Origin of the sequence: Marinomonas sp. BSi20584 (assembly GCF_002792415.1) — a bacterium.
GTDB classification, from domain to species: domain Bacteria; phylum Pseudomonadota; class Gammaproteobacteria; order Pseudomonadales; family Marinomonadaceae; genus Marinomonas; species Marinomonas polaris.
The window spans coordinates 118500-142016 of sequence record NZ_KZ454878.1 but is presented as its reverse complement, the minus strand read 5'-3'; the positions used below and the strand labels follow the sequence as shown (position 1 = coordinate 142016).

Annotated in this window: 24 protein-coding genes; 4 read left to right on the top strand and 20 right to left on the bottom strand. The window is 40.5% G+C overall.

The genetic code is table 11. The annotated features are described in order from the left end of the window. The 9 genes from TY87_RS11305 to TY87_RS11265 all read right to left on the bottom strand — a co-directional run bounded on the left by TY87_RS11305 (position 1) and on the right by TY87_RS11265 (position 11041). Complete coding sequence (locus TY87_RS11305) at positions 1 to 1101, bottom strand: MJ1255/VC2487 family glycosyltransferase (protein WP_100187158.1); 1101 nt, start codon at positions 1099 to 1101, stop codon at positions 1 to 3. Further along, a complete protein-coding gene (locus TY87_RS11300) occupies positions 1098 to 1613 on the bottom strand; it encodes a phosphatase PAP2 family protein (protein ID WP_100187157.1) in 516 nt (171 codons plus the stop codon). Before TY87_RS11300 ends, TY87_RS11305 begins: the two co-directional genes overlap by 4 nt. Positions 1614 to 1794: 181 nt before the next feature. Beyond that, complete coding sequence (locus TY87_RS11295; RefSeq protein WP_100187156.1) at positions 1795 to 2790, bottom strand: phospholipase A; 996 nt, start codon at positions 2788 to 2790, stop codon at positions 1795 to 1797. 30 nt (positions 2791 to 2820) lie between these two features. Next, positions 2821 to 3171: a 5-carboxymethyl-2-hydroxymuconate Delta-isomerase gene (locus tag TY87_RS11290; RefSeq protein ID WP_072841009.1), complete on the bottom strand. Its 351-nt coding sequence runs from the start codon at positions 3169 to 3171 to the stop codon at positions 2821 to 2823. A 37-nt stretch (positions 3172 to 3208) separates the two neighbouring features. Then, positions 3209 to 4144 carry a 2-hydroxyacid dehydrogenase gene (locus tag TY87_RS11285; protein ID WP_100187155.1) on the bottom strand — a complete coding sequence of 312 codons (936 nt, stop codon included), beginning with the start codon at positions 4142 to 4144 and terminating at the stop codon, positions 3209 to 3211. Continuing rightward, positions 4141 to 4554 carry a VOC family protein gene (locus TY87_RS11280; RefSeq protein ID WP_100187154.1) on the bottom strand — a complete coding sequence of 138 codons (414 nt, stop codon included), beginning with the start codon at positions 4552 to 4554 and terminating at the stop codon, positions 4141 to 4143. Before TY87_RS11280 ends, TY87_RS11285 begins: the two co-directional genes overlap by 4 nt. A 208-nt stretch (positions 4555 to 4762) precedes the next feature. Continuing rightward, positions 4763 to 6325: an FMN-binding glutamate synthase family protein gene (locus tag TY87_RS11275; RefSeq protein ID WP_100187153.1), complete on the bottom strand. Its 1563-nt coding sequence runs from the start codon at positions 6323 to 6325 to the stop codon at positions 4763 to 4765. 52 nt (positions 6326 to 6377) lie between these two features. After that, complete coding sequence (locus TY87_RS11270; RefSeq protein ID WP_100187152.1) at positions 6378 to 8798, bottom strand: putative bifunctional diguanylate cyclase/phosphodiesterase; 2421 nt, start codon at positions 8796 to 8798, stop codon at positions 6378 to 6380. A 341-nt stretch (positions 8799 to 9139) separates the two neighbouring features. Then, entirely contained in the window at positions 9140 to 11041 is a 1902-nt protein-coding gene (locus TY87_RS11265) for a PhoX family protein (RefSeq protein ID WP_100187151.1), read from the bottom strand. 289 nt (positions 11042 to 11330) lie between these two features. Between TY87_RS11265 and TY87_RS11260 the strand changes: the two genes are divergently transcribed. Beyond that, entirely contained in the window at positions 11331 to 12968 is a 1638-nt protein-coding gene (locus TY87_RS11260) for a methyl-accepting chemotaxis protein (protein ID WP_100187150.1), read from the top strand. Positions 12969 to 13018: 50 nt separating this feature from the next. On the opposite strand, the gene TY87_RS11255 is transcribed toward TY87_RS11260, so the two are convergent. The 7 genes from TY87_RS11255 to TY87_RS11230 all read right to left on the bottom strand — a co-directional run bounded on the left by TY87_RS11255 (position 13019) and on the right by TY87_RS11230 (position 18554). Continuing rightward, on the bottom strand, positions 13019 to 13411 hold the full coding sequence (locus TY87_RS11255; protein WP_100187149.1) for an MmcQ/YjbR family DNA-binding protein: 393 nt from the start codon (positions 13409 to 13411) through the stop codon (positions 13019 to 13021). Between the two features lie 103 nt (positions 13412 to 13514). After that, positions 13515 to 15098 (bottom strand): ABC-F family ATPase, encoded by a 1584-nt coding sequence (locus tag TY87_RS11250; protein WP_100187148.1) that lies wholly within the window; start codon positions 15096 to 15098, stop codon positions 13515 to 13517. A gap of 206 nt (positions 15099 to 15304) precedes the next feature. After that, entirely contained in the window at positions 15305 to 15721 is a 417-nt protein-coding gene (locus TY87_RS11245) for a hypothetical protein (RefSeq protein ID WP_072841026.1), read from the bottom strand. 3 nt (positions 15722 to 15724) lie between these two features. Beyond that, positions 15725 to 16102, bottom strand: coding sequence for a hypothetical protein (locus tag TY87_RS11240; RefSeq protein WP_100187147.1), 378 nt, complete (start codon positions 16100 to 16102; stop codon positions 15725 to 15727). 17 nt (positions 16103 to 16119) lie between these two features. Further along, positions 16120 to 16425 carry a DUF883 C-terminal domain-containing protein gene (locus tag TY87_RS11235; protein ID WP_100187146.1) on the bottom strand — a complete coding sequence of 102 codons (306 nt, stop codon included), beginning with the start codon at positions 16423 to 16425 and terminating at the stop codon, positions 16120 to 16122. Positions 16426 to 16896: 471 nt separating this feature from the next. After that, on the bottom strand, positions 16897 to 17037 hold the full coding sequence (locus TY87_RS22490; RefSeq protein WP_157789894.1) for a hypothetical protein: 141 nt from the start codon (positions 17035 to 17037) through the stop codon (positions 16897 to 16899). A 233-nt stretch (positions 17038 to 17270) separates the two neighbouring features. Then, positions 17271 to 18554, bottom strand: a complete 1284-nt coding sequence (locus TY87_RS11230) for a polyamine export protein PaeA (RefSeq protein ID WP_072841029.1) — start codon at positions 18552 to 18554, stop codon at positions 17271 to 17273. A 228-nt stretch (positions 18555 to 18782) separates the two neighbouring features. Between TY87_RS11230 and TY87_RS11225 the strand changes: the two genes are divergently transcribed. Beyond that, positions 18783 to 19190, top strand: coding sequence for a DUF2721 domain-containing protein (locus TY87_RS11225; protein ID WP_072841030.1), 408 nt, complete (start codon positions 18783 to 18785; stop codon positions 19188 to 19190). A gap of 16 nt (positions 19191 to 19206) precedes the next feature. On the opposite strand, the gene TY87_RS11220 is transcribed toward TY87_RS11225, so the two are convergent. Beyond that, positions 19207 to 20154, bottom strand: coding sequence for an N-acetylmuramoyl-L-alanine amidase-like domain-containing protein (locus TY87_RS11220; protein WP_100187145.1), 948 nt, complete (start codon positions 20152 to 20154; stop codon positions 19207 to 19209). 115 nt (positions 20155 to 20269) lie between these two features. On the opposite strand from TY87_RS11220, the gene TY87_RS11215 reads away from it, so the two are divergent. After that, positions 20270 to 20539: a hypothetical protein gene (locus TY87_RS11215; RefSeq protein WP_100187144.1), complete on the top strand. Its 270-nt coding sequence runs from the start codon at positions 20270 to 20272 to the stop codon at positions 20537 to 20539. Positions 20540 to 20560: 21 nt separating this feature from the next. Here TY87_RS11215 and TY87_RS11210 read toward each other — a convergent pair whose 3' ends face one another. Beyond that, a complete protein-coding gene (locus tag TY87_RS11210; protein ID WP_100187143.1) occupies positions 20561 to 20899 on the bottom strand; it encodes a thioredoxin family protein in 339 nt (112 codons plus the stop codon). Positions 20900 to 20990: 91 nt separating this feature from the next. On the opposite strand from TY87_RS11210, the gene TY87_RS11205 reads away from it, so the two are divergent. After that, positions 20991 to 21368, top strand: coding sequence for a VOC family protein (locus tag TY87_RS11205; RefSeq protein ID WP_100187142.1), 378 nt, complete (start codon positions 20991 to 20993; stop codon positions 21366 to 21368). A gap of 39 nt (positions 21369 to 21407) precedes the next feature. On the opposite strand, the gene TY87_RS11200 is transcribed toward TY87_RS11205, so the two are convergent. Further along, positions 21408 to 21698, bottom strand: a complete 291-nt coding sequence (locus TY87_RS11200) for a YkgJ family cysteine cluster protein (RefSeq protein WP_072841035.1) — start codon at positions 21696 to 21698, stop codon at positions 21408 to 21410. A gap of 163 nt (positions 21699 to 21861) precedes the next feature. Next, on the bottom strand, positions 21862 to 23481 hold the full coding sequence (locus TY87_RS11195; protein ID WP_100187141.1) for a methyl-accepting chemotaxis protein: 1620 nt from the start codon (positions 23479 to 23481) through the stop codon (positions 21862 to 21864). Positions 23482 to 23517: the final 36 nt, after the last annotated feature.

The window sequence follows — 23517 nt, the reverse complement described above, 5'->3', positions numbered from 1 at the left end:
TTAAGCCGTAACGCCTTTAATATTCTTCACATTAATGGAAGACGATGCTTCATTGTATTTAAAATCAATACCGCGAACATTCGGTGTTTGTCGCCACAAGGACTCACACAAATCAGATACGCTGATATCATTACTAGATTGCAGCCAAGCAACAACTGCACGGGCAACATTCGGGTAAGATATCTGTACCACTCGGCTAGTTTCTAGCCATTCTTTAATCACTTGTGAATTTAAAACATCACTTGTTTTAGCTATGCCTAAAAAATCTAATGCAATGGCATTGGAATGCTGTTCAATTTGACCTTTTAATGGTTTTGCTAAAATACGACGGCCAAGCTGCAAGGCCTCAGAATTTAATTCAAATCCTGCATTACAAAGTACAGATTCGCATTCACCTAAGTTCTTTTGAAATACTTCTCGACCAAAAGGGAACACTTCTACATTGCCATACACACCAGGCTCAATATCTTTGCAATGAAGACGGAAACGATAATTCGGCACGCCATCTAGCCAATCCAACACAGCTTCACTGTTTTCAAAGGGCAGATAGACTAAAACTTGCTCAGGATCGGCCATGTTTTTTATTTGCTGAGCATGAATGAGTGGCGGCAAAATGGGATGACCAAAGTGATGCCAATGAGCACCTAGCTGAGTCGCAGCGGGCGCAAAGTTTGACATTATCCACTGAGCAATAAAGTTCTTCTTATAGCGAGGAATATCATATTTAAATGCATACTGATGACCAAACCCTACGCAAGGCACACCTTGACGTTTGGCCGCCCAAGCGACAATAGGCTCAAAATCCGTAATCACCAAATCGTAACCACGGGTATCTATCGAGCGAATGTCTCGGTACAGCTTATAAAAATTGACACTTTTACAAGTTGCGTACAGATCTAGTTGCCCATTTCGCGCCACAAAGCTCAAACCTTGGAAGGTTCGATAGTTACCAAATACAGCCATATCAAAGTAATCTTCTGGCGGACGACCAGAAAAAACAAAATCAACTTCTACGCCAGCAGCATGCATTTCTGCTGCCATAGCTCTTGCTCGAGTAATATGACCATTACCTGTCCCTTGAACACCGTACAATATTTTCATGCTAATATCCCTATTGCTAACGCAGCACAAGCCGTGCCTAACAAAGCACCAATTACCGTATCAGTTGGGAAATGAACACCAAGAAAAATGCGCGATAAGCCCACATTTGCTGCCCAAAAATACAACATCAGGTTCATACTTGGAAACCATTCAGATAAACAAAAGGCCATAAAAAATGCCCCTGAGGTATGTCCTGATGGGAAAGAAAATTGATCAGAAGGAATAATAAAACTGCTAAAATTATCGAGCGCATCAGCTGGACGATTACGCTTAAAACCTCGTTTTAAAACAAGATATAGAATACGCTCGACTGCAAAGCCCAATAGCAAAACAAGCGTCAAAGAGAGCTCTCCAGCAAACCAAAATAAAAGCGCTAAAAAAGCATAAATCGGGCCATCCGCTGAAAATGAAATAGCGCGCCCAATACGAGTCAGTGTCGCTCGGTGCTTTCTAGCCATACACCAAGAAAAAGTCTGTACATCTACTGCGTGGATATTCTGAAGTATGTTCATACTTATCACCTCACTGGTTTTGTCTTACTCTCAACATAAACCAGTAAAATGTCCGTTCTGTGGCATTACTATGACAACTTAGTGACAGACAGTAATCACAACTTTCAGGCAAAAAAATACCTCGTCATAACGAGGCACTTCAAAGCTTACAATATCAGATTATTTAAAGCCTATGATCAAGCTATAGCCAGTTAGTAAGCATTATCCCAATACCAAGCGACTGAGTCTGATGATTATAATCCAATAAGGATTGCCCATAACCATTAAAGTACTGAATATAGCCACGGCTTTTACCCCACAAAGGAAAAGTAAAACCGACCTGGATAGCCCCTCTGTTATCGGATGATTTAAGGTTATTTCTCAACATTACGTCAATCGTATAATCATCAATAACGTGTATTATATTGAACTCACCATAGCCGTAATAGTTTTCAATATTCGGGTTATCATCAACCTTTGAGCTCTCAGGAATCCGATACCAAGGCTTAAAAGAAAAAGCGGTATCGCCATGCTCAAACAGGAAGTCCACATAAAATCGATTCCACGAACGAGACAGCTCATTTGACTGGCCATTGGACTGATGAACAAAGCCGTAAGACACATAATCAGGGTTAATACCTAGAAAACCATGCTTTGGCTTGGTAACAATAAAGGCTTCAGGCTCATGGTTAGTATCACGAAAAGGTGCCGAGATACTACTGTTATACGCCTGCCAATAAGCTTGCTGCGTGTAAGCAAACCACAAACTACTATTTCTACCCACTACATCATAAGCAACGGGAAACTTAAGACTAAATTGAAACTTAAACTCTACGCTTTGTAGACTTTCAGAATCGCTCGCATCACCTAAAAAAGCACGATCGTTAGGATTAGATGTATAAGCAATAGGTAAAAAATAATTCGGTTTATGAGGTGTTAAAACAAACGGATTATTTACTGTTGCCGTTTCTCTATTCTCTCTTTGTTGCAATAACCCGTTGTCTTCTTTAGCCCGCTTGGCAGTAGATTCTGGTACTTGGGGCTCTTCTGGAGAATAAGCCTCCTCACCACCTTCAACAACCGTCGCTGTATCAGAGGTATTAAAAAAACTATCGCCTGATTTATCTAACGTAGTTGATTCCACTTCAGCCCATAGCAAACTTGGAAGAAGCATTATTGAGCATACAATGGCTTTCATTACTAAAACCCTTAAGTGAAAAACACTATTTCATTGGGACAGAACAACCTTTTTAGCGTAGGTATCACGTTCCATTTCACACACTTCGACCGAAAAACTAACATCTTTTAATGAAAATTGTGTTAATGCTTCTAGAACCAAATGAGAAAGATACTTTCTTTGCTCTATTGTGCGACCAGAAAGCATTCGCAGAATGACATGGACAAATGCATCTTCTTTTCCTGCTGTTAAAAAACTCTTATATGGAAAACTGCGTAATTTGATGTCTTCTTCAGTAAACAATGTCGAGGCAATACAAGCGCCTTTGACGGCTTCAAGAAGGTCAACTGGTGGCACTTCTTGTTCTAAATTTTGGCTATATTCAACAATGCAATGTGGCATTTAAAACTCCATTTTTAGATTTATTGGACGTATTTGACTAATAACCACGAAGCATATCAACAGCCGGCGGAATATTACCCGTTAATCGATACTGTTTAATATTCGTAGCTACAATTTCACTGGCACTAACAGGGTGTGTTGGTGCTGAAATATGTGGTAATACTGTAATAGAATCATGCAGCCAAAACGAGTGATTTATAGGCAACGGCTCTTGCATGAAAACATCCAATACAGCGTGAGACAAATCCCCTTGATCAAGTTTCGCCAATAGAGCTTCATCATCAATTATTAGACCACGGGCAAAATTAATCATGCTTGCTCCAACAGGCAAACAAGACAAATTTTGATGATTAAGCAACCCCTTGGTCTCCATCGTCAAGGGCAAAAGGCAAACGAGTATATCACTTTGATTCAGTAATGGGATGAGCCCCTCTTCACCGTGAAAACACTCCACGCCTTCAACCTGCTTTGGATTACGACTCCACCCAGCAACAGAAAAACCATTAGCAACTAAACGCTGCGCACTAACACGCCCTAATTCACCCAACCCAAGTACGCCAATTCGACGATCCTGAGCACGCACCATAGGCTGCTGAACCCAAGACTGTAAAGTCTGCTGTTTAGCGTATCTTGGCATATCTCTATGAAGGAAAAGCGTCCAGGCTAAAACGGCTTCTGACATAGTTTCAGCCAAATTGGAGTCAACTAACCGAACAATCGAAAAAGATGGCGACGATAATTCATTGATCATGCGTTCTACACCGGCCCATACACTATGAACCCACTTCAATGAAGGAAGAGACAGTAAATCTTTAGGATCTGGGTTGGCGACAATAGCGATTTCACACAGCTGTTTTTGCTCTGTAGTTAAATCGGCAAAAGGGACAATCACTTCATTGGGCATCGCTGATGATAAATGCTTAATCCAATTTTTTTGTTCTGCTAAATCTGCACGACTAACAAAAGGAATCATTTCTCATACACCTGGGCTAAGTCTTTAAATCCTTTTAACTCAATGGCATTACCACTTGGGTCTTTAAAAAACATAGTCCACTGCTCGCCCGGCAAGCCTTCAAAGCGAACACTTGGAGCAAGATCAAAAGCCACATTGGCTTCCGTTAAGCGCTTAGCGACTTTTTGCCATTCATAAAGTGGCAAAATCAAACCAAAGTGAGGCATAGGGACAAGATGCTCGCCCACTCGCCCCGTATTTGTCGTCGGGCTTGGCGTACCTAAATGTAAAGACAATTGATGACCATAAAAATCAAAGTCTATCCAGGTCTCGGTACTGCGACCTTCAATACAGCCTAAAACCTGAGTATAAAAAAGTCGTGTTTCATCTAAGGAAGTGACATGGAAAGCATAGTGAAATAAAGCAGACATAAGGACCCCTAACAATAATAGATTAGGTTAGAAAATACAGTACACAGGATAAAAGTAAACATGAAGCCGTTGTACAGCAACATATAGCAAGCATTAGAAATAGAAATGGCGATAGAAAATAGCCTAAGAAGCTGATTCGATAAGCATAAAATCAGCTGCTAACCAAATAATTTTATAGACTATTTCCACTGCCATATATATTAATTTGTTACTGCAACCTATCTTCCACAGATGAGGCTTTTTCTTGAAGCGCAGCCATATTGATATACTCAGGTCGTACATTAGGCATTGGGTTAATCTCTGAGAACAATACTGAACGACTTTGATTTTCGATAATTCGAACATGAGAGCGATTTAGCTCTCTTGGTTCTTTCACTCCGCAAGAATGCGCAATCATCCCAATACCATGTAATAGCTCTGCAGCGTAGTTAGCCACTCGTTCAGATTTTTCAGCAGCCACTAAGCCTTTTTGTAAATCAGGATTATGGGTCGTAATACCAGTCGGACAGGTATTTTTATTGCATTGCAATGCTTGAATACAGCCAAGAGAAAACAAAAAGCCACGAGCAGTAACAACGAAATCAGCACCCGCACTCAAGGCCCATGCCGCTTTTCCAGGGACAATCAGTTTTCCCGAAGCAATAATTTTAATGTAACGACGTAAACCATAAGAAGTCACAATATTCACCACAGTTGGCAAGCTTTCACGTAAATGCATACCAACATAATCCATTAATGGTTGAGGCGCTGCGCCTGTTCCGCCGTCTGAGCTATCAATTGTAATAAAGTCAGGACAGTAATCGATGCCCTTTTTATGTATTAACTCACATAGGGTTTCAAAAAACTTCAAATCCCCAACCACCATTTTAAAACCAACGGGTTTAGAGGTAACTTGACGGACATGGCGAACCATATTTAATAAATCATCAATGGATTTTATATCGGTATGACCATTTGGACTGATTGAGTCCTGACCCACTGCAATACCTCGAGTATGTGCGATTTCTTCGGTTACTTTTGTTCCTGGCAACATGCCACCTTTACCAGGCTTGGCACCTTGACTCATTTTAATTTCAAACATGCGTACATTTTGGTGTTCGGCCAAAGTCGCCAATTTGCTATCGTCTAAGTGGCCTTCTAAATTACGCACACCGTATTTTGCGGTGCCGATTTGAAACACCAAGTCACAACCACCTTCAAGATGATAAGGCGATAAGCCGCCCTCTCCGGTATTCATCCAGATCCCCGCTTTACGAGCCCCTTTTGACAAGGCTTGAACTGCAGGCTTAGACAAAGCACCAAAACTCATACCAGAAATATTCACCACAGATCGAGTGCGATACGGTTTTTTCGCAGTATATTCACCGATACAAACCTCTCTAGGTTGTGCGGCATCTTCATCTAGAGTTGGAAAAGCACAGTTTAAAAAGAAAATATCTCCCGGTGTTTCTAAAGAACGAGTCGAACCGAAAGCAATCGTCGAATCAACTTTTTTAGCCGCTCGATATGCCCACGAACGCTCAGCACGATCAAATGGTCGCTCCTCCCTATCCATTGCAAAAAAATACTGTCGAAAAAACTCGCCTAGGTGTTCAAAGAGGTAGCGAAAACGCCCAACAACAGGATAGTTTCGTCTGATTGTATGACTGGTTTGATGCGTATCAACCCAGTACATCACCACCACTGAAATAAGAGCTAAAAACAGTAAAAATACGAATAGCAACGCGCCCCAATGAATGGTCAATGTCGCCAATGAAGACAAAAAATCCATACTTAGCCCTTAAGATGAAATGGTGATATGTGAATTGATTTTTAATATTACGCTATAAAAAAGGCTTCAGCGTGGCTGAATCATGAACAAATGCAGTAATAAATTCATTTGGCGGCAAAGGATGTCCAAAATAATAACCTTGGTAATAAAAACAATCTATCTCTCGCAACCGATCATAATGAGGTAAGGTTTCTACTCCTTCAGCGAGAACGCTGATATTAAGAGCCTTTGCCATGGCAATAACCGCGTGAACAATCGCCTCATCACTTTTATCTGTCAATAAATCACGTACAAAAGACTGGTCGATTTTCAATCTATCAATAGGTAAAGATTTTAAATATTTAAGAGAGGAATAACCGGTTCCAAAATCATCAATAGAAAGGTGAACACCTAATGCTTTTATGGCGTTCATTTTCTCCAAACAGGATGAAAGATCGTTGAGTAGCATATTCTCCGTAATCTCAAGGTCAACACAGCTTGCAGGGACATCATGCTTTTCTAACTGTGCTTTTAACATAGGCAAGAAACCCGCTTGTTGAAACTGAATAGGGCTAACGTTAATCGACATACGCCATGATAATTGCCACTTCCCCTCTTTCAGCCAAGTCGCCACTTGGGACAAAGCTTCATTTAAAACCCAATGACCTATTTCAACAATAAGTCCTATTTCTTCTGCCACAGGTATAAATTCAGCGGGTGAAATAAAGCCCTTTTTCTCATCCTTCCAACGAATAAGCGCTTCAGCACCAATCAATTCATTTTTATCGTTGGTTTGCGGCTGATAATACAACTCAAACAATTTAAATTCCGTTGCATGATGAAGTGCCTTTTCCATTTCAAGACGAGCATCTGAAATTGCCTGCATCTCTGGTTTATACAAAGCAAAGGTATTACGCCCAGATTCCTTGGCACGATAGAGCGCGGTATCTGCTTGCTTTAAAATGGCTTCAGTTGAACCTTCATTACCATCAAAAATAGTGGCTCCTAGGCTCGCGGTAATATGAACTTCGTGGTGGCCTGCTTTTTTGACTTGCTGACAGGCATACATAATGCTTTCAACAAAGCCCTTAATCGCCTTTTCAACTTTATCTTTATCATCTCCGATATGAGTCAATAAAAAAGCAAACTCATCACCACCCATTCTAGCAAATACCACATTCTCTTCGGTCAACGAAGAAAGTTGTGAAGCAACACAGCAAAGTAATTGGTCACCAACATTATGTCCTAATGAATCATTAATGGTTTTAAATCTATCAAGATCCATAAAAACAACAGCAGAGTAGCTCAAAGTAAGCTTCTGCTGCTTACGCTTAAAGGTTTCATTAAGCTTATCAGCTAAATATTGGCGATTAGGTAGATTGGTTACCGAGTCGTAATAAGCTAAATGATGTATATGTGCTTCCGTTTCTTTACGTTCTGAAACATCACGGATCAGAAGCAACACTTCTGTTCTATCTAATACTTTATATTTTGCTAAGCGTATTTCGACAGGAAGTTCAACATCTCGAATCAGATAAATGGTTTCAACTGTTAATGGCGAGTTGACCTCGACAGCGCTTAATGAGTTTAAAAATGGCAACCAAGACGAAGAGGTATGAAGAGTTTCCAAAGAACTAGACTTGAGTTCTTCAGCACTCATTTTTAGCATGCGTTCAGCCGCAGTATTTACTAAGATAATTTGATTATTTTCATCCAACAACAGAATACCATCGGCGGCATGCTCTATCATTGCCTTGGTATGACTATCACTTCTCTCTAAATCACTCAGCGCTGTATTTAATTTCTTCCATAATCGCGCAAAAGTAGAATGTAAATTCCCTAGTTCATCAGACTTATGGTGTCGATAAAATGACTTAGGCAATGGCAACTCTTTTTTATAACCAACTGTCGATAAAGATTCAGTGAGACGCATCAAGGGGTGAGTAACTAAAAAGTAAAAAACTAAGGATATCAATGACGCCAACAACACATCTTTAAATAAGTTATAGATCAAACTGGCAAGATGTTCTTTAAATATTTTATCAAGAAGAAAGCGTTTTTCAGGCAATATAAGCAACCGTCCGGCTTGAAAAATAGGCGTTTCTAAACGAAGTTCGCGACTATAATCCTGAAGGTCAGGTAGAAAATAATTGGCTAATGAACTAGATACTGAAAAATGACGTTTAGTTGCTGTTGCTTCTACGAATAGATCACCAGACTCATCGCGAACTTCTACATGAGCAATAGATGGGTTAAAGAGTAAGCTATCAATTTGTTGTTGAGCAAAGGCGGTATCTAATCGAAAAACCGCTTCGGACAATGGCTTTTCAACCACTGCAAGTAACTCTTTAAAGTCTTGATTTATTTCGGTTTTCTGAGATCGCACTCCATCAACGAATTGAATACCACTGCTGACTAAGCTTAAAACAATCGCAAGTGCTAAGGTTAAAATTGCTTGCTTAGTAAATAATGATTTTGAAAATACGACACCCATTTTTACTCACTTAAATTTTTATATCCTGCTGCCACATAACCTTTACAGCATCCATACTAATAAAAATCACAAAAGAGACTGGAAATAACATCTTATCCACCAGACAAAAAATCTAATTTTTTACATTTATCATGCACATTAGCAAGACTGACACTTTATTCAAGGTTAAACAAGACGATATAAAAATAATTTATACTTCCTATGATATAAGTCATAATATAAGTCATAATATAAGTCACTATGAGTATAGGGAGCAAAACATTCCCCCAATTTGTAAATAAAAAAGCCAGTATGAAAACATACTGGCTTTAGAAGCGACTAAATATTGATAAAGCAGATAGTTAACCTATCACTGCACCATCTTCACGAGATATGGCTATCACACTAGAACGCGGTACAGACTGACCGCCATCAGGCCAATGAGAATGACCTTCTTCCCCTGGGTGCTGAACACCAATAAACATAGTAGTACGCTCGGCATTCCAGGCAGAACCCGTTATTTCAGATTCTTTTGGTCCGACTAGGAAACGACGAATTTCACCCGTTTCAGGATCGGCAACTAACATCTGGTTATTACCTTGGCCCTGGAAACCTTTTTCATTAGAGTAATTACCGTCTGTTTGAATCCACAATAAGCCTTTAGAATCGAACTTCAAGCCATCAGGCGAGTTAAACATGTTGTCTTGATTAACATTTCTAGAACCCGCATTGGCGTCGTCATACACTGCAGGGTTACCCGCTAAAACGAACAAGTCCCATTTGAACTCATTATGAGTATGATCCGAGTCCATTGGCATCCAACGTACGATTTGACCAAAGTTGTTTTTTACACGAGGATTTGGACCACCAGCTGGCGTTGCATCACCACCCGCATTTGGCTTAACGCCGCGATTTTTATTATTCGTCAATGAACAATATACTTCCGCTTTATGAGGATGAGCCGCTACCCACTCTGGACGATCCATGGTTGTAGCGCCGACTTTAGATGCAGCCATACGAGTATGAATCGAAATTTCTGCGTCAGTCATACCTGTAGTTTTAGGCGTAAGCGCCAGCCACTCACCACGGTTGTTGTCATGGAATTTAGCAACATAAAGAGTACCTTCTTCCAGGAGATCTCGATTATTGCCGCCAGCCAAATATTTGTGCTTAGAAATGAAGCGGTATAAAAATTCACCACGCTCATCATCACCTAGGTAAACCACGACATGTCCATTCGCTGCAATAGTCAGTTCAGCGTTTTCGTGTTTAAAACGACCGAGAGCCGTGCGCTTTTTAGGACGCGAAGTTGGATCTAGTGGATCGATCTCTACAATGTAACCAAAGCGGTTTGGCTCATTTGGCTCTTTAACTAGGTTAAAACGATCATCCGCCATAGCCCAGTTGTAGCGACCTTCGGTGCTCATGCCGTAGCGTTTGAATGCTTCAGGCATTTTGTAGTCTTTGTCGTTTGCCGTGAAGTAGCCATTAAAGTTCTCTTCACAAGTCAAATAAGTACCCCATGGCGTTTGTCCATTGCCACAGTTATTCCAAGTCCCTTTAGCCACTAAACCTTTAGGGTCTTCTGATGTTTGCATCCATTTATGACCACGCGCTGGGCCAGTAATATCCATGGCTGTATCAGCAGTAATGCGGCGGTTGTAAGGAGAGTCCTGGACGATGCCCCATTTACCACCACGTTGCGCCACCTCGATAATGGATACGCCATGGGCTGCTTTGTTCTTGCGGACATCATCAGCTGTTGCAGGCATGCCATCACCACGATTAGCGTGAAGTGTTTTCTCATTGGTATATTCATTGTTAATGGCCATGATTTGTTTGCCATCTTTAGAGAAGAAAGCCATGCCGTCATTATGATCGCCAAATGCTAACTCTTGAGAAGCGCCTGTGCCACCTGTCGCCGCATCAAAAGCAGGAGCATTGCTGAACAATGGGTCCCCCCAAGAAGCGACCACTTCCCATTTGTAGCCTTCAGGTACAGTCACGGTATCCAACGAGTTGGCTTTTACCATGCTGAATGCAAGACGAGACTCTGCCGTTCCAGCAGCTAGCGCTTTACCCGCAGCCAATGTCGTCGAGCCCATAACAAAAGCACCAGCTCCAACGGCCACACCGCCACCTAAAAAGCCGCGGCGAGAGACCATTTTAGTAGCGACTTCTTCGAACTCTACCACTTCAGGTGCTGGTCGTACCAGCTCATCTAATTCATCAAACCCTAGTTTTCTGTTGTTCTTGATATTCATAACACTGCCCTATTATTTATAAAAAATTTGTCGCCTAGGCACTCGAACTTCGGGGGCTTACCCTTTATAAATCGATCCTGGCTACTGGTTTTAGTGTCTATTTTTCAAATACGCTGCTTCCCCCTGCAAAAGGAAACTATCAATGAATTTACGGATAAAACATTACATAGAAATGACAGTAGAACGACATTGTGTTTAGATGAAAAAACATGTGTCAGGAAGACTCATATAAAAGACAAAAAAACGAGCAGCATCATAATAAAAAATATATCTATTAAAGGATGAATTTATGGTTAAGACCTTACGCAACATTCCAATTCGCTTACGCCTAACAGGTTTAGTAGTCTTTTTTTCATTAGGGCTCATCTCTGTTGTTTATTTATCGCTAACCGTCAGCAAGCAATCCTTGCTAGATGAAAAATACGCACAAACAAAAAACGTTGTTGAAACCGCTACAGGTGTATTCAATTACTTTTACAAACTTGAACAATCTGGAGAGCTAAGCCAAGCTGATGCCCAGCGCTATGCAATGAACATGGTTAAAGATACCCGCTATGCAAAGTCTGAATATTTCTGGATTAATGACTACAACGCAGCCATGGTTATGCACTCGGTAAACCCTTCTCTAGATGGCAAAGACCTATCCAACTTAGAAGACCCCAATGGCAAAAAGCTCTTCTCAGAGTTTGTCAAAGTGGTTAAAGCACAAGAAGCTGGTTTTGTGGATTACCTTTGGCCAAAACCTGGAAATAACACACCTGTAGAGAAAATATCTTATGTCCAAGGCTTTAAACCGTGGGGATGGATCATTGGCTCAGGTATTTACTTAGATGATGTGGACACACAATATAATAAAGAGGTCACTAAACTAGGTTCAATTAGTGCAGTCATTATACTAATCGCCCTCTTCATTTCCTTTTTGATAGTACGATCTATTCTTGTACCTATTGGGCAAATACAATCCGCCTTGCATAACATTGCAGATGGTGAAGGTGACTTAAGAGCCCGCCTACCTGAATCCGGTAAAGATCAATTGACCCAAATTGCCATTTACTACAATACGTTTGTAGAGCGCCTTTCACTCACTCTTAGTAAAGCTGTTCTGCTTAACCAAGAAGTCGAAAATAAGAGTCAGGAGCTAAAATCTGTTGCTGGAAAAACACAAGCCATTACACAACAGCGTGAAGGCATGTTTTTGCAAATGGCAGAAACCATAAAAGAAGTGGATGATTTTAAAAATGAGGTTATCGACAGTACTCAATCAACTCTTGCGTCAGCTCAAATCACGGTAGAAAAAACTCAAACAGGACAAAATGCGATTAATCAAACCGTCGAATCTCTTGAAAAACTTTCTTATGAACTAGAAGCAGGTCTAAGTACTGTTGTTCAATTAGCAGAACAATCGCAAACTATTGGGTCGGTACTCGATGTCATCAGCGCCATCGCAGAACAAACCAACCTATTGGCTCTTAATGCCGCCATTGAAGCCGCTCGCGCTGGTGAACAAGGTCGAGGTTTTGCTGTAGTAGCAGACGAAGTGAGAGGGCTAGCAAGCCGAACTCAGGCCTCCACGGATGAAATTCAAAACATGATTAGCAAACTTCAAAGCGGCGCAAAAGAAGCCGAAGCTCGTATCACTGCAAGCCATCAGCAATCACAAAAAACCACTGAAGAAATAACGCTCACCACACAATACCTGCAAGCTATCGCTACATCAGTAGATGGTATAAATAGCGCAAGCAACACCGTTATCCAAAGCGTTAATATGCAAAGCGACGCTGTTCAAAGACTTAACCATCTCAATGAGAAAGTATCGGAACTATCTACTCAGGCAGGCAAATTGGTTCAACAAAATAATCTAACCAGTGAATCACTTGCTAAAACAGCGAAAGAAACTCAAGACATAATGTCAATTTTTAAACTTTAAGATTGAAATAGAAACAGCCGATAAGTCATCACTTATTGGCTGCTTTACATTTAAGAATAAGAGCCTACGTATAAACTTGGTTTTCCATATCGTACTTCCAAGCCGTCTCTGATGGATTTTTTTAAACCTTTCACAACCAAACCATAGGAATGATCAATCAGCCTTTCTATTTCGCCCATGGGTAAATCACCATCTAAAATGACGGAGTTCCAGTGACGTTTGTTCATGTGATAAGCAGGAATAACCTCAGGGAAAATATCACGTAGTTCAATGGCATGATCAGGTGCGCATTTTAAATTAAGTAACAACTGGCCTTGCTTCTTAACCAACAAGGCAAACATCTTTCCTTGTACTTTAAACACAGCAGTGTGGTCATCAAATGGGTAATATTCTTCTGCTTCAGGTTTCAAAAGCAGATACTTTTTAAGTGCTGTTGAGTCCAAAATAGTGCCCTTTCAGATTCCAAATAGCCCTGAGTATAAAGCAAAAAAGCCGCTTACTGACAACCCGTAAGCGGCTTTAAATAAATACTATACCTAAACAAGGCTAACCTTGGTGAGCAAGGTACTCATCATATGTACCTTGGAAATCAATAACCTTTTGACCTTTAATTTCGATCACTCGGTTTGCCAAAGAAGAAACAAACGCCCTATCGTGGCTTACGAAAATCAGCGTGCCGTCAAAGTCTAACAAGGCATTGTTTAAGGCTTCGATCGCTTCCATGTCCATGTGGTTTGTTGGCTCATCCATAACTAAGACGTTTAAGTCCATCATCATCAACTTACCAAACAATAAGCGGTTTTTCTCACCACCTGAACACACTCGTACTTTTTTGTTGAAATCGTCTGCAGTGAACAACAAACGCCCAAGCATCGCTCGTACTTTTAGGTCGTCATGTTTAACAGTTCGCCATTTGGACATCCAATCAAACAAGGTTAAATCACAGTCGAAATCATCAGTGCTATCTTGTGGGCAGTAACCTATCTCGGCGTTTTCAGCCCATTTGATCTCGCCATGTTTTACATCTAGTTCTTTCATCAAACAACGTAAGAAAGTAGTTTTACCTGCGCCGTTTTCACCGATAATAGCCAGTCTTGAACCCGCTTCTAAAATAATACTGCCGCCAGAAAAAAGTAACTCGCCATACCCGTGGCCAATATCTTCTAAAATCAAAGCATGACGATGAAGTTTCTTGTCCTGTTTGAAAGACAAAGATGGTGTCATTCGGCTTGACTGTTTAACTTCTGACAATTCAATTTTTTCTAATTTCTTAGCGCGAGAACTGGCTTGTTTTGCTTTAGATGCATTAGCAGAAAAGCGATTCACGAACGCTTGAAGATCATCCATTTCCGCACTTTTCTTCGCATTTTCAGTTAATAACTGTTCGCGAATCAAAGACGAGGCTTCCATGAAGTATTCGTAGTTACCAGGGTAAATACGCAATTCACCAAAATCGATGTCTGCCATGTGAGTACATACAGAGTTCAAAAAATGACGGTCATGGGAAATGATAATCATGGTGCATTTACGTTGATTCAATACACCAGCCAACCAGTTAATGGTATGGATATCCAAGTTGTTGGTTGGTTCGTCGAGTAGCAAAATATCAGGATTAGCAAACAAAGCTTGCGCTAATAAAACACGAAGTTTCCAACCCGGTGCAACTTGGCTCATCAAACCAAAATGAAACTCTTCTTCGATGCCCGCTTCCAACAGAATATCGCCTGCGCGACTTTCCGCACTGTAACCATCCATCTCGGCGAATTCCGCTTCTAACTCACCCGCGCGCATGCCATCTTCTTCACTCATTTCTGGCTTAGAGTAAATGGCGTCACGCTCTTGTTTGACTTTCCAAAGCGCCACATCCCCCATAATAACGGCGTCAACAACAGTATATTCTTCAAAAGCAAACTGATCCTGACTCAAGGTACCGACTTTTTCACCTGGAGTAATAGATACGTTTCCAGATGTTGGCGTCAGCGCCCCACTAAGGATTTTCATGAAGGTAGACTTGCCACATCCGTTCGCGCCAATTAAGCCATAGCGATTGCCGTTACCGAATTTTGCAGAGATGTTTTCAAACAATGGCGTTGCGCCAAATTGCATGGTGATATTAGCCGTGGAGATCAAAGGAAAAAGCCCTAAACAAAGAGAAAAGAAAAACGTTCATACAGACCACAGAAGCGGGTCAAATGACAAACACAAAGATGGGCGAATATAGAGACTTAAGGCGCTAAAGTCGAGGATTAAGTGTCGTTTACAAGTTAGTGTATTGGCAGCGATTGTTTATTTAACGAACTCACAACGCTCAATCACGGTGCATGATCGATGCTGTCTTATAAAGTACCAGTATCTTTTGGTGCGGCAGAAGGTGTTTCTTGGGAGAGGTTTTCTTCATCAGAATGAGGTTGTTGTGAAGCAGTAGTTTGCTCTTCACCTTTAGAGGGCGTGCTTTCTGCAGACGCATTCATTTGCGCGGTACTGTTTGCCACATAAGCAGAAACTTGTGCTACTAAAAAGCTTAATACATCTCGGCTAGCGCCATTAAGCAAATTTTTTCTGGCCTTTCTAGTGATATCTAGCTGTGTACTTGCACCTAAAACAAAGCTAGCAATCAACCCTGTCGGGCTAGTCGCTTTGTCTAGAATATTATCAACAGCGTTATCACGTGACAATTTGGCACGTTTTTCCAAAACCTGAGTACGCAAATAAAGGCGCTCTCGCTTTTGGTGCATTTGTTTAAGACCAAACATATCCTAATCCTCATCCGTTGGAATAATGGCATCCAAAGTACGGGTAAAATCCATGCTTTTCAATGTTCGTTTCACAAAATAAAGCAAGACGATGGAGCTTAAGAAGGTCACTAAGGTAGCGGTTAACAAAATGCCAGCAAGAGAAAATCCGTAGCTCCATGCAATCGCGGCACTGCTGGCGATAATTAATAACCAGGTAGTAAGCAATAGGAAGATCACACCACACATTAAGGCAAGGAGCTGGGCACTGGACGTCACCCATAACTTCGCTTCTAATGCTCCAAGCCCCAATACACTCTTTAGCCAACTTTTATGAGTATCAATCACATCATCCAAGTCAGATTTTTTTTGCGATGAATCAGAGTGCTGTGGTGTTTCCATCTATACGGTTTCCATGCTTATTTACGTTTACATAAGAAACTAGCAGCTAGCGCACCTGCTAAGAACGCAATACCAATGGTTTTAACAGGATGCTCTTTAGCATACTCACCAACTGCTGAAGATATTTTTTCAGATTGGTTTTTCGCAGTATCGGCGATTTTATGTGCTTGCTCACTGATTTGGTGAGCCACTTCTTCGATGCGTTCTTGACTATGCTCTTTCATTTCAGCAGCACCATCTACTCCTTTATGAGCCGCTTCAGCAACGCTATCTACTTTTTCATGAGCTTTAGATTGAGCTGTACTTTTCGTTCCGGTAGCCATTCTTAATTCTCCTTTCAGAAATAAAACTAACTTTAAAATGCTCGTGAAGGTAAGGTGTTTTCTTGTTTTTTTAGAATCTCTTTATTAAAAAAGAGTCAACAAACACAAGTGATCAAACAAGAAAGCGCCAGCTACACTTCACTATTTACACTACGTGGTTAATTTATAATGGTCAAATACACTAGAAAAAACGTCCCTTCTTTCCTTTTTTTATAGCCGATCTTTAAAGAGTGAGGTGTTTACATAGTAGTCTTTAGAAAATATGCAAAGAAAACCTAAGGTAGATTAAGGTATTATTAGCAACTCAGTAGACATATAGAACAATTAGCAAAAGAACAAAAAATAGAAATAAAAAAGGGTAGAAAAGCACTATTTCATGCGCTTCCTACCCTTTTAAAATCGACTCATAGTAGCTCCGATTTATCTATTCAGGATTTATATCGAGTTTAAATAATATACAAAAAATATAGACTATTTTTTAACATCTACCCAAGCATCCCAGCCCCTCCATTCATCCATGTCTAAATTACTTCCGGCCTCAATATCAGCTAGTACTTCAGCATGGCGGTTAAATAACTGTATGTTCAATAGTTTTTTAATAAAACGAGACATCTAAGCTTCCTTATCTTTCATGATTTTGGAAATATCATGCTAGCATTGAAAAACTAAAGGGTACGTCAGCAACCCCTAAAGAAAGTCTATTTCCCTATTACTCGAACTATCCTTTAGTTTCTTGACGTATGGTTCTTATATGAAGCCAAAAACACTCTAATACGCCTAAAAATAACACTATATGAATGCTTTAAGGAGATTGGTACTCTAGCAAGACAATGATAGAAAAAGTGTCATGATTTTTTCATCCGCGTTACTAATAGCTGCTCGACTCTCACGCCTTCCAAATCCAGTACTTCAAACTTGTAGCCTTCATAGACAAAAAAATCTGTACGCTTAGGCAAGCGTTTTAAGCTGTACGTAATAAAGCCACCAAGTGTTTCATACTGAGTTCGGTCAGGAAATTCTTCTATACTCAAACTGCGCATCACGTCATTAATCGGCGTTAACCCTTCAATCAACCAAGAATTCGGATCACGCTGTACAATTTGCTCTTCATCATGCGGTGTTAATAAACCGCCCATAAAGCCACCCAATAAATCTTTCACTGTCACGATACCAACAATAGTTGCGTATTCATTTACAATGACAGCAAAGGCTTGTGGCGCCACTCTGAATGCGTTGAGAGCCTCGGAAAGCGTCAAAGTTTCCGGCAGATAAAATACTTCTTTATCAACTTTTTCCGGTTTAATTTGCGCCGGCTCACCTTTTAGTACCAAACGTAATATTTCTTTCGATTCAATAATGCCTTCGATTTTATCTAAGCTACCATTACAGACTAGAAAATCGTTATGTGGATGATCGATAATCTTCTGGCTGATTTCTTCACTACTGTCATCAATATCAAAATAGATAATTTGATCACGAGGCGTCATGGTACTAGAAATGTTTCGAGTTTCTAATTCAAACACATTACCAATAAGCTGATACTCTTGACTCTGCAAACTACCATCTTCAGCACCAGCGTCCATCATGGCGACAATGTCTTCTGTGGTAACAACTTCTTGGCGCTCAATAGGCACATTAAACAAACGTAGAATTAAATTGGTAAAACCATTAAACAAAAAAACCACGGGGGTTAATAAGAAAGTCACCCAAAGCATAGGCGTAACCATTCGAATTGCTACGGCTTCAGGCATAATCATCGCCAAACGCTTAGGTAACAGATCGGCAAATAAGATAAACAGTGACGTTAAACAAAGAAAAGAAAAGACAAAGCTAACTTGATCCAATAAGGGTCCAGAATAAAGCAAATTTACCACTTGCTTTATATATGGTGTAAGCGCTTGCTCACCTACAATACCGCCCAAAATAGCAATTGCATTTAGTACGATTTGAATCATAGCAAAAAAAGCACCCGGCTTTTGCTGCAAGGTGAGAACAGCTTGCGCTTTAACATCACCCTCGTCAGCGAGGACGCGCAATTTAATTTTCCTAGCTGCCGCCATGCCTATTTCAGACATAGCAAACAATGCACTGGCAATAATCAATAAGCCAATACTAAACATATCACTCATTTCTTTCTCTCTTTTTACGAAAATGCTGACTCAAACGCGGGCAGGAATATTCTATTCCTAGGGCAAAATATATAAATATAAGCGCATTATAGAAGGAAGTTGAGTCGATACAACGCTTATTTTTTATACTTTCAGAAGGGTAAAATGCAATACTAAATACCTTTACGAAGACGTAGAATAAAGCAATTAAACGGTATTAAAAGCATCTATTAATTCACAAGGTTGACCATGATTATCACACTCACTACACCAGCCATGTTGTTTCCTGCGGTTTCACTGTTGCTACTGGCTTACACCAACCGCTTTGTGACACTGGCCTCGATTATTCGTAACTTTGACCCAAAGCTAGAAGACGCAAACATTACAGAGCAAATAACCAACTTACGTAAGCGAATTTATTTGATAAGACGCATGCAGGAAGCCGGTGTTATCAGCTTTTTCCTTTGTGTATTATCCATGATGGCGATCTATCTTGAGTACCAACAAATAGGCAGTTACATTTTTGGTGCTAGCCTTATTTGCCTGATGTATTCTCTGTATCTATCTGTCAGAGAGATCACGATCTCTTGCGATGCATTAGAAGTACATTTGCAACACTTTAGTACCAATTTTAAAAAACAAAATCGAAAAAAATAGAGCTAATCAGGCTTCGCTATCTCAAAATTTGAACATTAAATCCTTTCAAAGAAGAACTAGCAGAATACTGCGAAAAATATTCGGCGAAGTTTTCGTCCACTACTTTTTTATGGGTTAAGCTGGCATGCCGAAGAAACAGTGTGCCATTTTTGCGAATAGCAAGCCCTTGGTGTGAGACGTTCATATTCGTACCAATATATTGTCTTAATGACCAATCAGGGCGAACCATACTGATCACGCTGCCGGAAGGAATACGATCTAATACCTCTTGGTTAACGTGCCGATCACTGCCAAGAAACAATTCAGTTAAAGGAACATAAGGCAAATAAGCCGGTTCTGGGACAAAAGCCTTTCCTTCTGCATGCAACTGAGCCAATAACTCTCGACAATCGCGGGAAGATTCTGCATCACAATGAATCACATCACTGCTAATACGTTGATACCAGGCGGCTTTATCGACAATCGTCTTTGCAACTCGAGCGCCACCATTAGCAACATCTGGCGTTATATCTTGCAAAATAGCTTGATTATTATGAAACCAATCTAAGCTAGGGAAATGATTTCGCGTCACAAAGGAAACTTTTGCATCTTTGTAACGCAAACGCATCAAGTTTGTTTTAAATGCTTCAGAAGTGGATGACATAGCACCAGCCAATACCGTTTCAACATAGGTAGTACAATCAAATACATCAAAACGAGTAAGAGGGTCTTTATCATATTTCCCTTGTTCTCCTTCCCCAACACTACCACCTACATACTCAGAGCCAAGTAAAATACGACTCAAAGTATCTATTTTTTCTGCATGAGTCGAAGCTGAAGAAGAGGAAAGTTTAGTAGAGTTATCATCTATTGTTTTATAGAAAAGCACTTTATTCGTCGAATCAAGTGCATTAATAGCCATAGCAGGCGACAATAAAAGAATAAGCGTACTAACAACAACCGCCTTTTTAAAACTACCCTTCATACACATTCCTGCTCATACAGCTTTCAATTTGAAACATAAAAAAACAATCCTTGTTTAAAAAACAATCGCCCTATTGTGCTAGACTCAACTGATAATTTGAAATAAAGGCTCGACAATGCAAATCAATAATTCGTCATTTATTTATGGCCAACAAGGTCTACAGCGTAGCCAAGACAAGCTAGATCAAGCAAGCCTAAAAGTAGCCGATGCGTCGACTCAAACATTGAGCCTGCCCGCTTCCGCCCAAAACTCTGGACTTTACGGCTCTCCTATTCAAGATGGCTTGATAGAAGCAAAAAGCAGTGCATTAGAAGCGCAAGCGAATGCCAAAGTTCTAGATACTTCCGATAAGACCATTGGCCGCCTCATCGACATAACAGTCTAAACAATCCGATCTACTTACAGCTTAAACATTTGAGCCCAGTAACTCGTGAATTTCATCAACCGATGTAAAACGCACAATGCGAGCAACTTCTTGCCCATCTCGAAGCAAAATTAATGTAGGCCAAAGCTTTACGCCGAATTGGCGACCTAGCCGCTTTCCTTTACCGTCAAACACCTTAATATGAGTTAGCTCTAGATTTCCCTTCATTACTTCTTCGACAGAGTCATGTGAAGCCTGACAATGGCCACACCAAGGCGCACCAAACTCTAAAATAGCCATGCCTTTTAGGCTATTGATCTCATCAAGACTTGGGGATTCTTCTGTATATTCTGGATTAAACCCTATTTGCGTTGCGTGCATCAAAAAGCCCTCTCTTCAATATTTGAACAAATCACGTCTATATGAGATAAAGCATTACTAAATAATAATCATAAGGTAAGGATAAGACACCATGTTCAGTCACGTTATGCTAGGCGCTAATGACATACAAGCTTCAAAAACATTTTACGATGCTACTTTTAAAACGCTTGGCTACAGCGAAGGCTTTGTCGATCCAAAAGGAAGATGTTTTTATCGCACAGATACAGGTTCGTTTGCCATTACAAAACCTATTAACGGCGAAGCAGCGTGTCACGGAAATGGCAGCACAATAGGATTTTCAGCAAAATCTGAAGAAGTTGTCAATGCATGGCATGCAGCGGGCATAGCAAACGGTGGAACCACTTGTGAAGATCTACCAGGCATTCGTGAAATGGGCAGTATTAAGCTGTATTTAGCTTATTTACGTGATCCATCCGGCAATAAGCTTTGCGCTTTGTATAAACTTTGATCATTTAATCGCATCAGGTAGTCGCTATCAGTTCAGTTACTACCTGATAACATTAAACTCTTCTCGACACTCGTCAGAGCCCATTTCGAATTCACGACAAATCCATGGACGATTTTCATAAATTGTACATAAAAAAGTATCTCTATCGACAGCCGAACACCAACCATCATCTAATCTAAGCATGGTTTCTCCTCCCCACTCATCTACCGATACATGTTTGTCTGGCACACCAGTATCACTAATAATCATCACTTCCATACGACAGCAGCAAGCTTGGCAGTTAGAGCAAGTAACATCTGATTCAGCAATATTTTTGAGAGCGATATTCATAAATAACGACGGATTACCAAGAAGAGAAAATTGCGCCCGATTTCGCGAACCAAGCCAATACAGAAGGGAGCAATATACACGTGATCTAGTTTGGAAGATATTGATGAAAAACAAACCTACCAAACCAGATCGATAAAAAAGCGTAAAACCTACTAGCTAAAAACTATACTTTAAATCTAACCACCAACTCATTTAGCTCAATAGCTAATCGAGTCAATTCCGCTGTGCTTGCACTGGTTTGGTTTGCACCAACCACCGTTTGCGCAGCCAAATCACTAATGGTCGTGATGTTGCCATCAATTTCTTTCGCGACATTGGACTGTTCCTCTGCTGCACTCGCAATTATATGGTTACTATCACTAATCGCAATAATACGGGCGGTAATTTGTTCCAACGCCTTCGCGGCTTCAGCCGCAACCGTTTGAGCTTGATTGGTTTTTTGGCTCGTGCTTTCCATTGAAGACACAGCTTCATTCGCTGAAAGCTGAACCTGACGAACCATGGTTTCAATTTCACCAGTAGATTCTTGAGTTCGATGAGCAAGACTTCTTACTTCATCGGCCACTACCGCAAAACCTCGGCCCGCTTCACCGGCACGCGCAGCTTCGATTGCTGCGTTTAGAGCTAACAAGTTTGTCTGTTCTGCAACCGCACGAATCACATCAAGGATCTGACCAATCGACGCGACTTGTTCAGCCAATTGGTTAATTACTCGGGTACTGGTCGTCATTTCTTTATTCATATCAAGAATAACGGCCGTTGTATCACCAACACGTGCTTTACCTTCAGCCGCCAATTTAGCGGAATCCGCTGATGCTTCAGAAGTTTGCTGTGCAGTTCGAGCCACCTCGTCTACCGCGGTGCTCATCTGAGTAATAGCTGCTGCAGCTTGTTGGATTTCTTCATTTTGTAACATCAATCCATTCGACGAACTTTCCGTAACAGTATTTAGTTCTTCTGCAGCTGATGCTAACTGACTCGAAGAATCGCCAATGTGGATAATCGCTTCTCGTAGATTACCCTGCATTGCTTTTAAAGCATTAGTCAAACGCGTTAATTCATCGTTTCCTTGTGCTGTAATTGGTTGAGTCAAATCCCCCTTGGCAATGGTTTCTGCTGAGATAACAGCATCTTGTAATGGAGTATTGATACTTTTAGAAAGGACAACCGCAATGGTCGATGCTATTACGGCGGCAGCTCCAATAATAACGATAATTAGTGTGAAGCTTGCATCATATTCTCTTACCGAATCTGAATTGGCCTCATCCGCACCTTCTTGGTTAGCTTTTACAAGTGCCCTCAGTAGACGCACCATATTATCAGCCGCACTATTCATATCAGATACTAAAGCTGAAGCCGCTTCTTTATTACCTTGTATAGATAACGAAGAGACATCGCCTTGTAGTTTATAATAACTTTCTTCTGCTTTTTTAAACTCTTCAAATAAATGCAGTTCGCTATCTAAGTTAATAGTTGATTCGTATTCTGATCGGTATTTTCCTACTTCTTTTTTTATATTTTCAAGTTCGACTAAGGTTGCTTTCTTATCACCTTCATTAGTCTCATTCAGTAATCTTAAAGTAAAAATCCTCACTCGCATTAAATTACTATTCATATCACCTAGGCTTGTAATAGCAGGCAATATATTCGTTTCAATCATCTCAGAATTAGCTCGAATGTCTTTCATAGCTGACATAGTCACACCACCTAGACAAACCAGTAAAAATATAATTATAGTAAAGGCCATCATTAAACGTGACCTGATATTGATTTTCCTTAACATTTCGCCATCCTTTTTAAAGCAAAAAAAACCTTATTA

What these genes read in the sequence shown, in the direction of transcription:
- TY87_RS11210 (WP_100187143.1), bottom strand. Translation starts at nt 20,899, where the DNA reads ATGCACGCAACGCAAATAGGGTTTAATCCAGAATATACAGAAGAATCC.
- TY87_RS22490 (WP_157789894.1), bottom strand. Translation starts at nt 17,037, where the DNA reads ATGTCTCGTTTTATTAAAAAACTATTGAACATACAGTTATTTAACCGC.
- TY87_RS11230 (WP_072841029.1), bottom strand. Translation starts at nt 18,554, where the DNA reads ATGAGTGATATGTTTAGTATTGGCTTATTGATTATTGCCAGTGCATTG.
- TY87_RS11285 (WP_100187155.1), bottom strand. Translation starts at nt 4,144, where the DNA reads ATGATTCCTTTTGTTAGTCGTGCAGATTTAGCAGAACAAAAAAATTGG.
- TY87_RS11195 (WP_100187141.1), bottom strand. Translation starts at nt 23,481, where the DNA reads ATGTTAAGGAAAATCAATATCAGGTCACGTTTAATGATGGCCTTTACT.
- TY87_RS11280 (WP_100187154.1), bottom strand. Translation starts at nt 4,554, where the DNA reads ATGTCTGCTTTATTTCACTATGCTTTCCATGTCACTTCCTTAGATGAA.
- TY87_RS11305 (WP_100187158.1), bottom strand. Translation starts at nt 1,101, where the DNA reads ATGAAAATATTGTACGGTGTTCAAGGGACAGGTAATGGTCATATTACT.
- TY87_RS11245 (WP_072841026.1), bottom strand. Translation starts at nt 15,721, where the DNA reads ATGTTTGGTCTTAAACAAATGCACCAAAAGCGAGAGCGCCTTTATTTG.
- TY87_RS11295 (WP_100187156.1), bottom strand. Translation starts at nt 2,790, where the DNA reads ATGAAAGCCATTGTATGCTCAATAATGCTTCTTCCAAGTTTGCTATGG.
- TY87_RS11300 (WP_100187157.1), bottom strand. Translation starts at nt 1,613, where the DNA reads ATGAACATACTTCAGAATATCCACGCAGTAGATGTACAGACTTTTTCT.
- TY87_RS11265 (WP_100187151.1), bottom strand. Translation starts at nt 11,041, where the DNA reads ATGAATATCAAGAACAACAGAAAACTAGGGTTTGATGAATTAGATGAG.
- TY87_RS11260 (WP_100187150.1), top strand. Translation starts at nt 11,331, where the DNA reads ATGGTTAAGACCTTACGCAACATTCCAATTCGCTTACGCCTAACAGGT.
- TY87_RS11290 (WP_072841009.1), bottom strand. Translation starts at nt 3,171, where the DNA reads ATGCCACATTGCATTGTTGAATATAGCCAAAATTTAGAACAAGAAGTG.
- TY87_RS11275 (WP_100187153.1), bottom strand. Translation starts at nt 6,325, where the DNA reads ATGGATTTTTTGTCTTCATTGGCGACATTGACCATTCATTGGGGCGCG.
- TY87_RS11240 (WP_100187147.1), bottom strand. Translation starts at nt 16,102, where the DNA reads ATGGAAACACCACAGCACTCTGATTCATCGCAAAAAAAATCTGACTTG.
- TY87_RS11205 (WP_100187142.1), top strand. Translation starts at nt 20,991, where the DNA reads ATGTTCAGTCACGTTATGCTAGGCGCTAATGACATACAAGCTTCAAAA.
- TY87_RS11225 (WP_072841030.1), top strand. Translation starts at nt 18,783, where the DNA reads ATGATTATCACACTCACTACACCAGCCATGTTGTTTCCTGCGGTTTCA.
- TY87_RS11200 (WP_072841035.1), bottom strand. Translation starts at nt 21,698, where the DNA reads ATGAATATCGCTCTCAAAAATATTGCTGAATCAGATGTTACTTGCTCT.
- TY87_RS11270 (WP_100187152.1), bottom strand. Translation starts at nt 8,798, where the DNA reads ATGGGTGTCGTATTTTCAAAATCATTATTTACTAAGCAAGCAATTTTA.
- TY87_RS11215 (WP_100187144.1), top strand. Translation starts at nt 20,270, where the DNA reads ATGCAAATCAATAATTCGTCATTTATTTATGGCCAACAAGGTCTACAG.
- TY87_RS11220 (WP_100187145.1), bottom strand. Translation starts at nt 20,154, where the DNA reads ATGAAGGGTAGTTTTAAAAAGGCGGTTGTTGTTAGTACGCTTATTCTT.
- TY87_RS11235 (WP_100187146.1), bottom strand. Translation starts at nt 16,425, where the DNA reads ATGGCTACCGGAACGAAAAGTACAGCTCAATCTAAAGCTCATGAAAAA.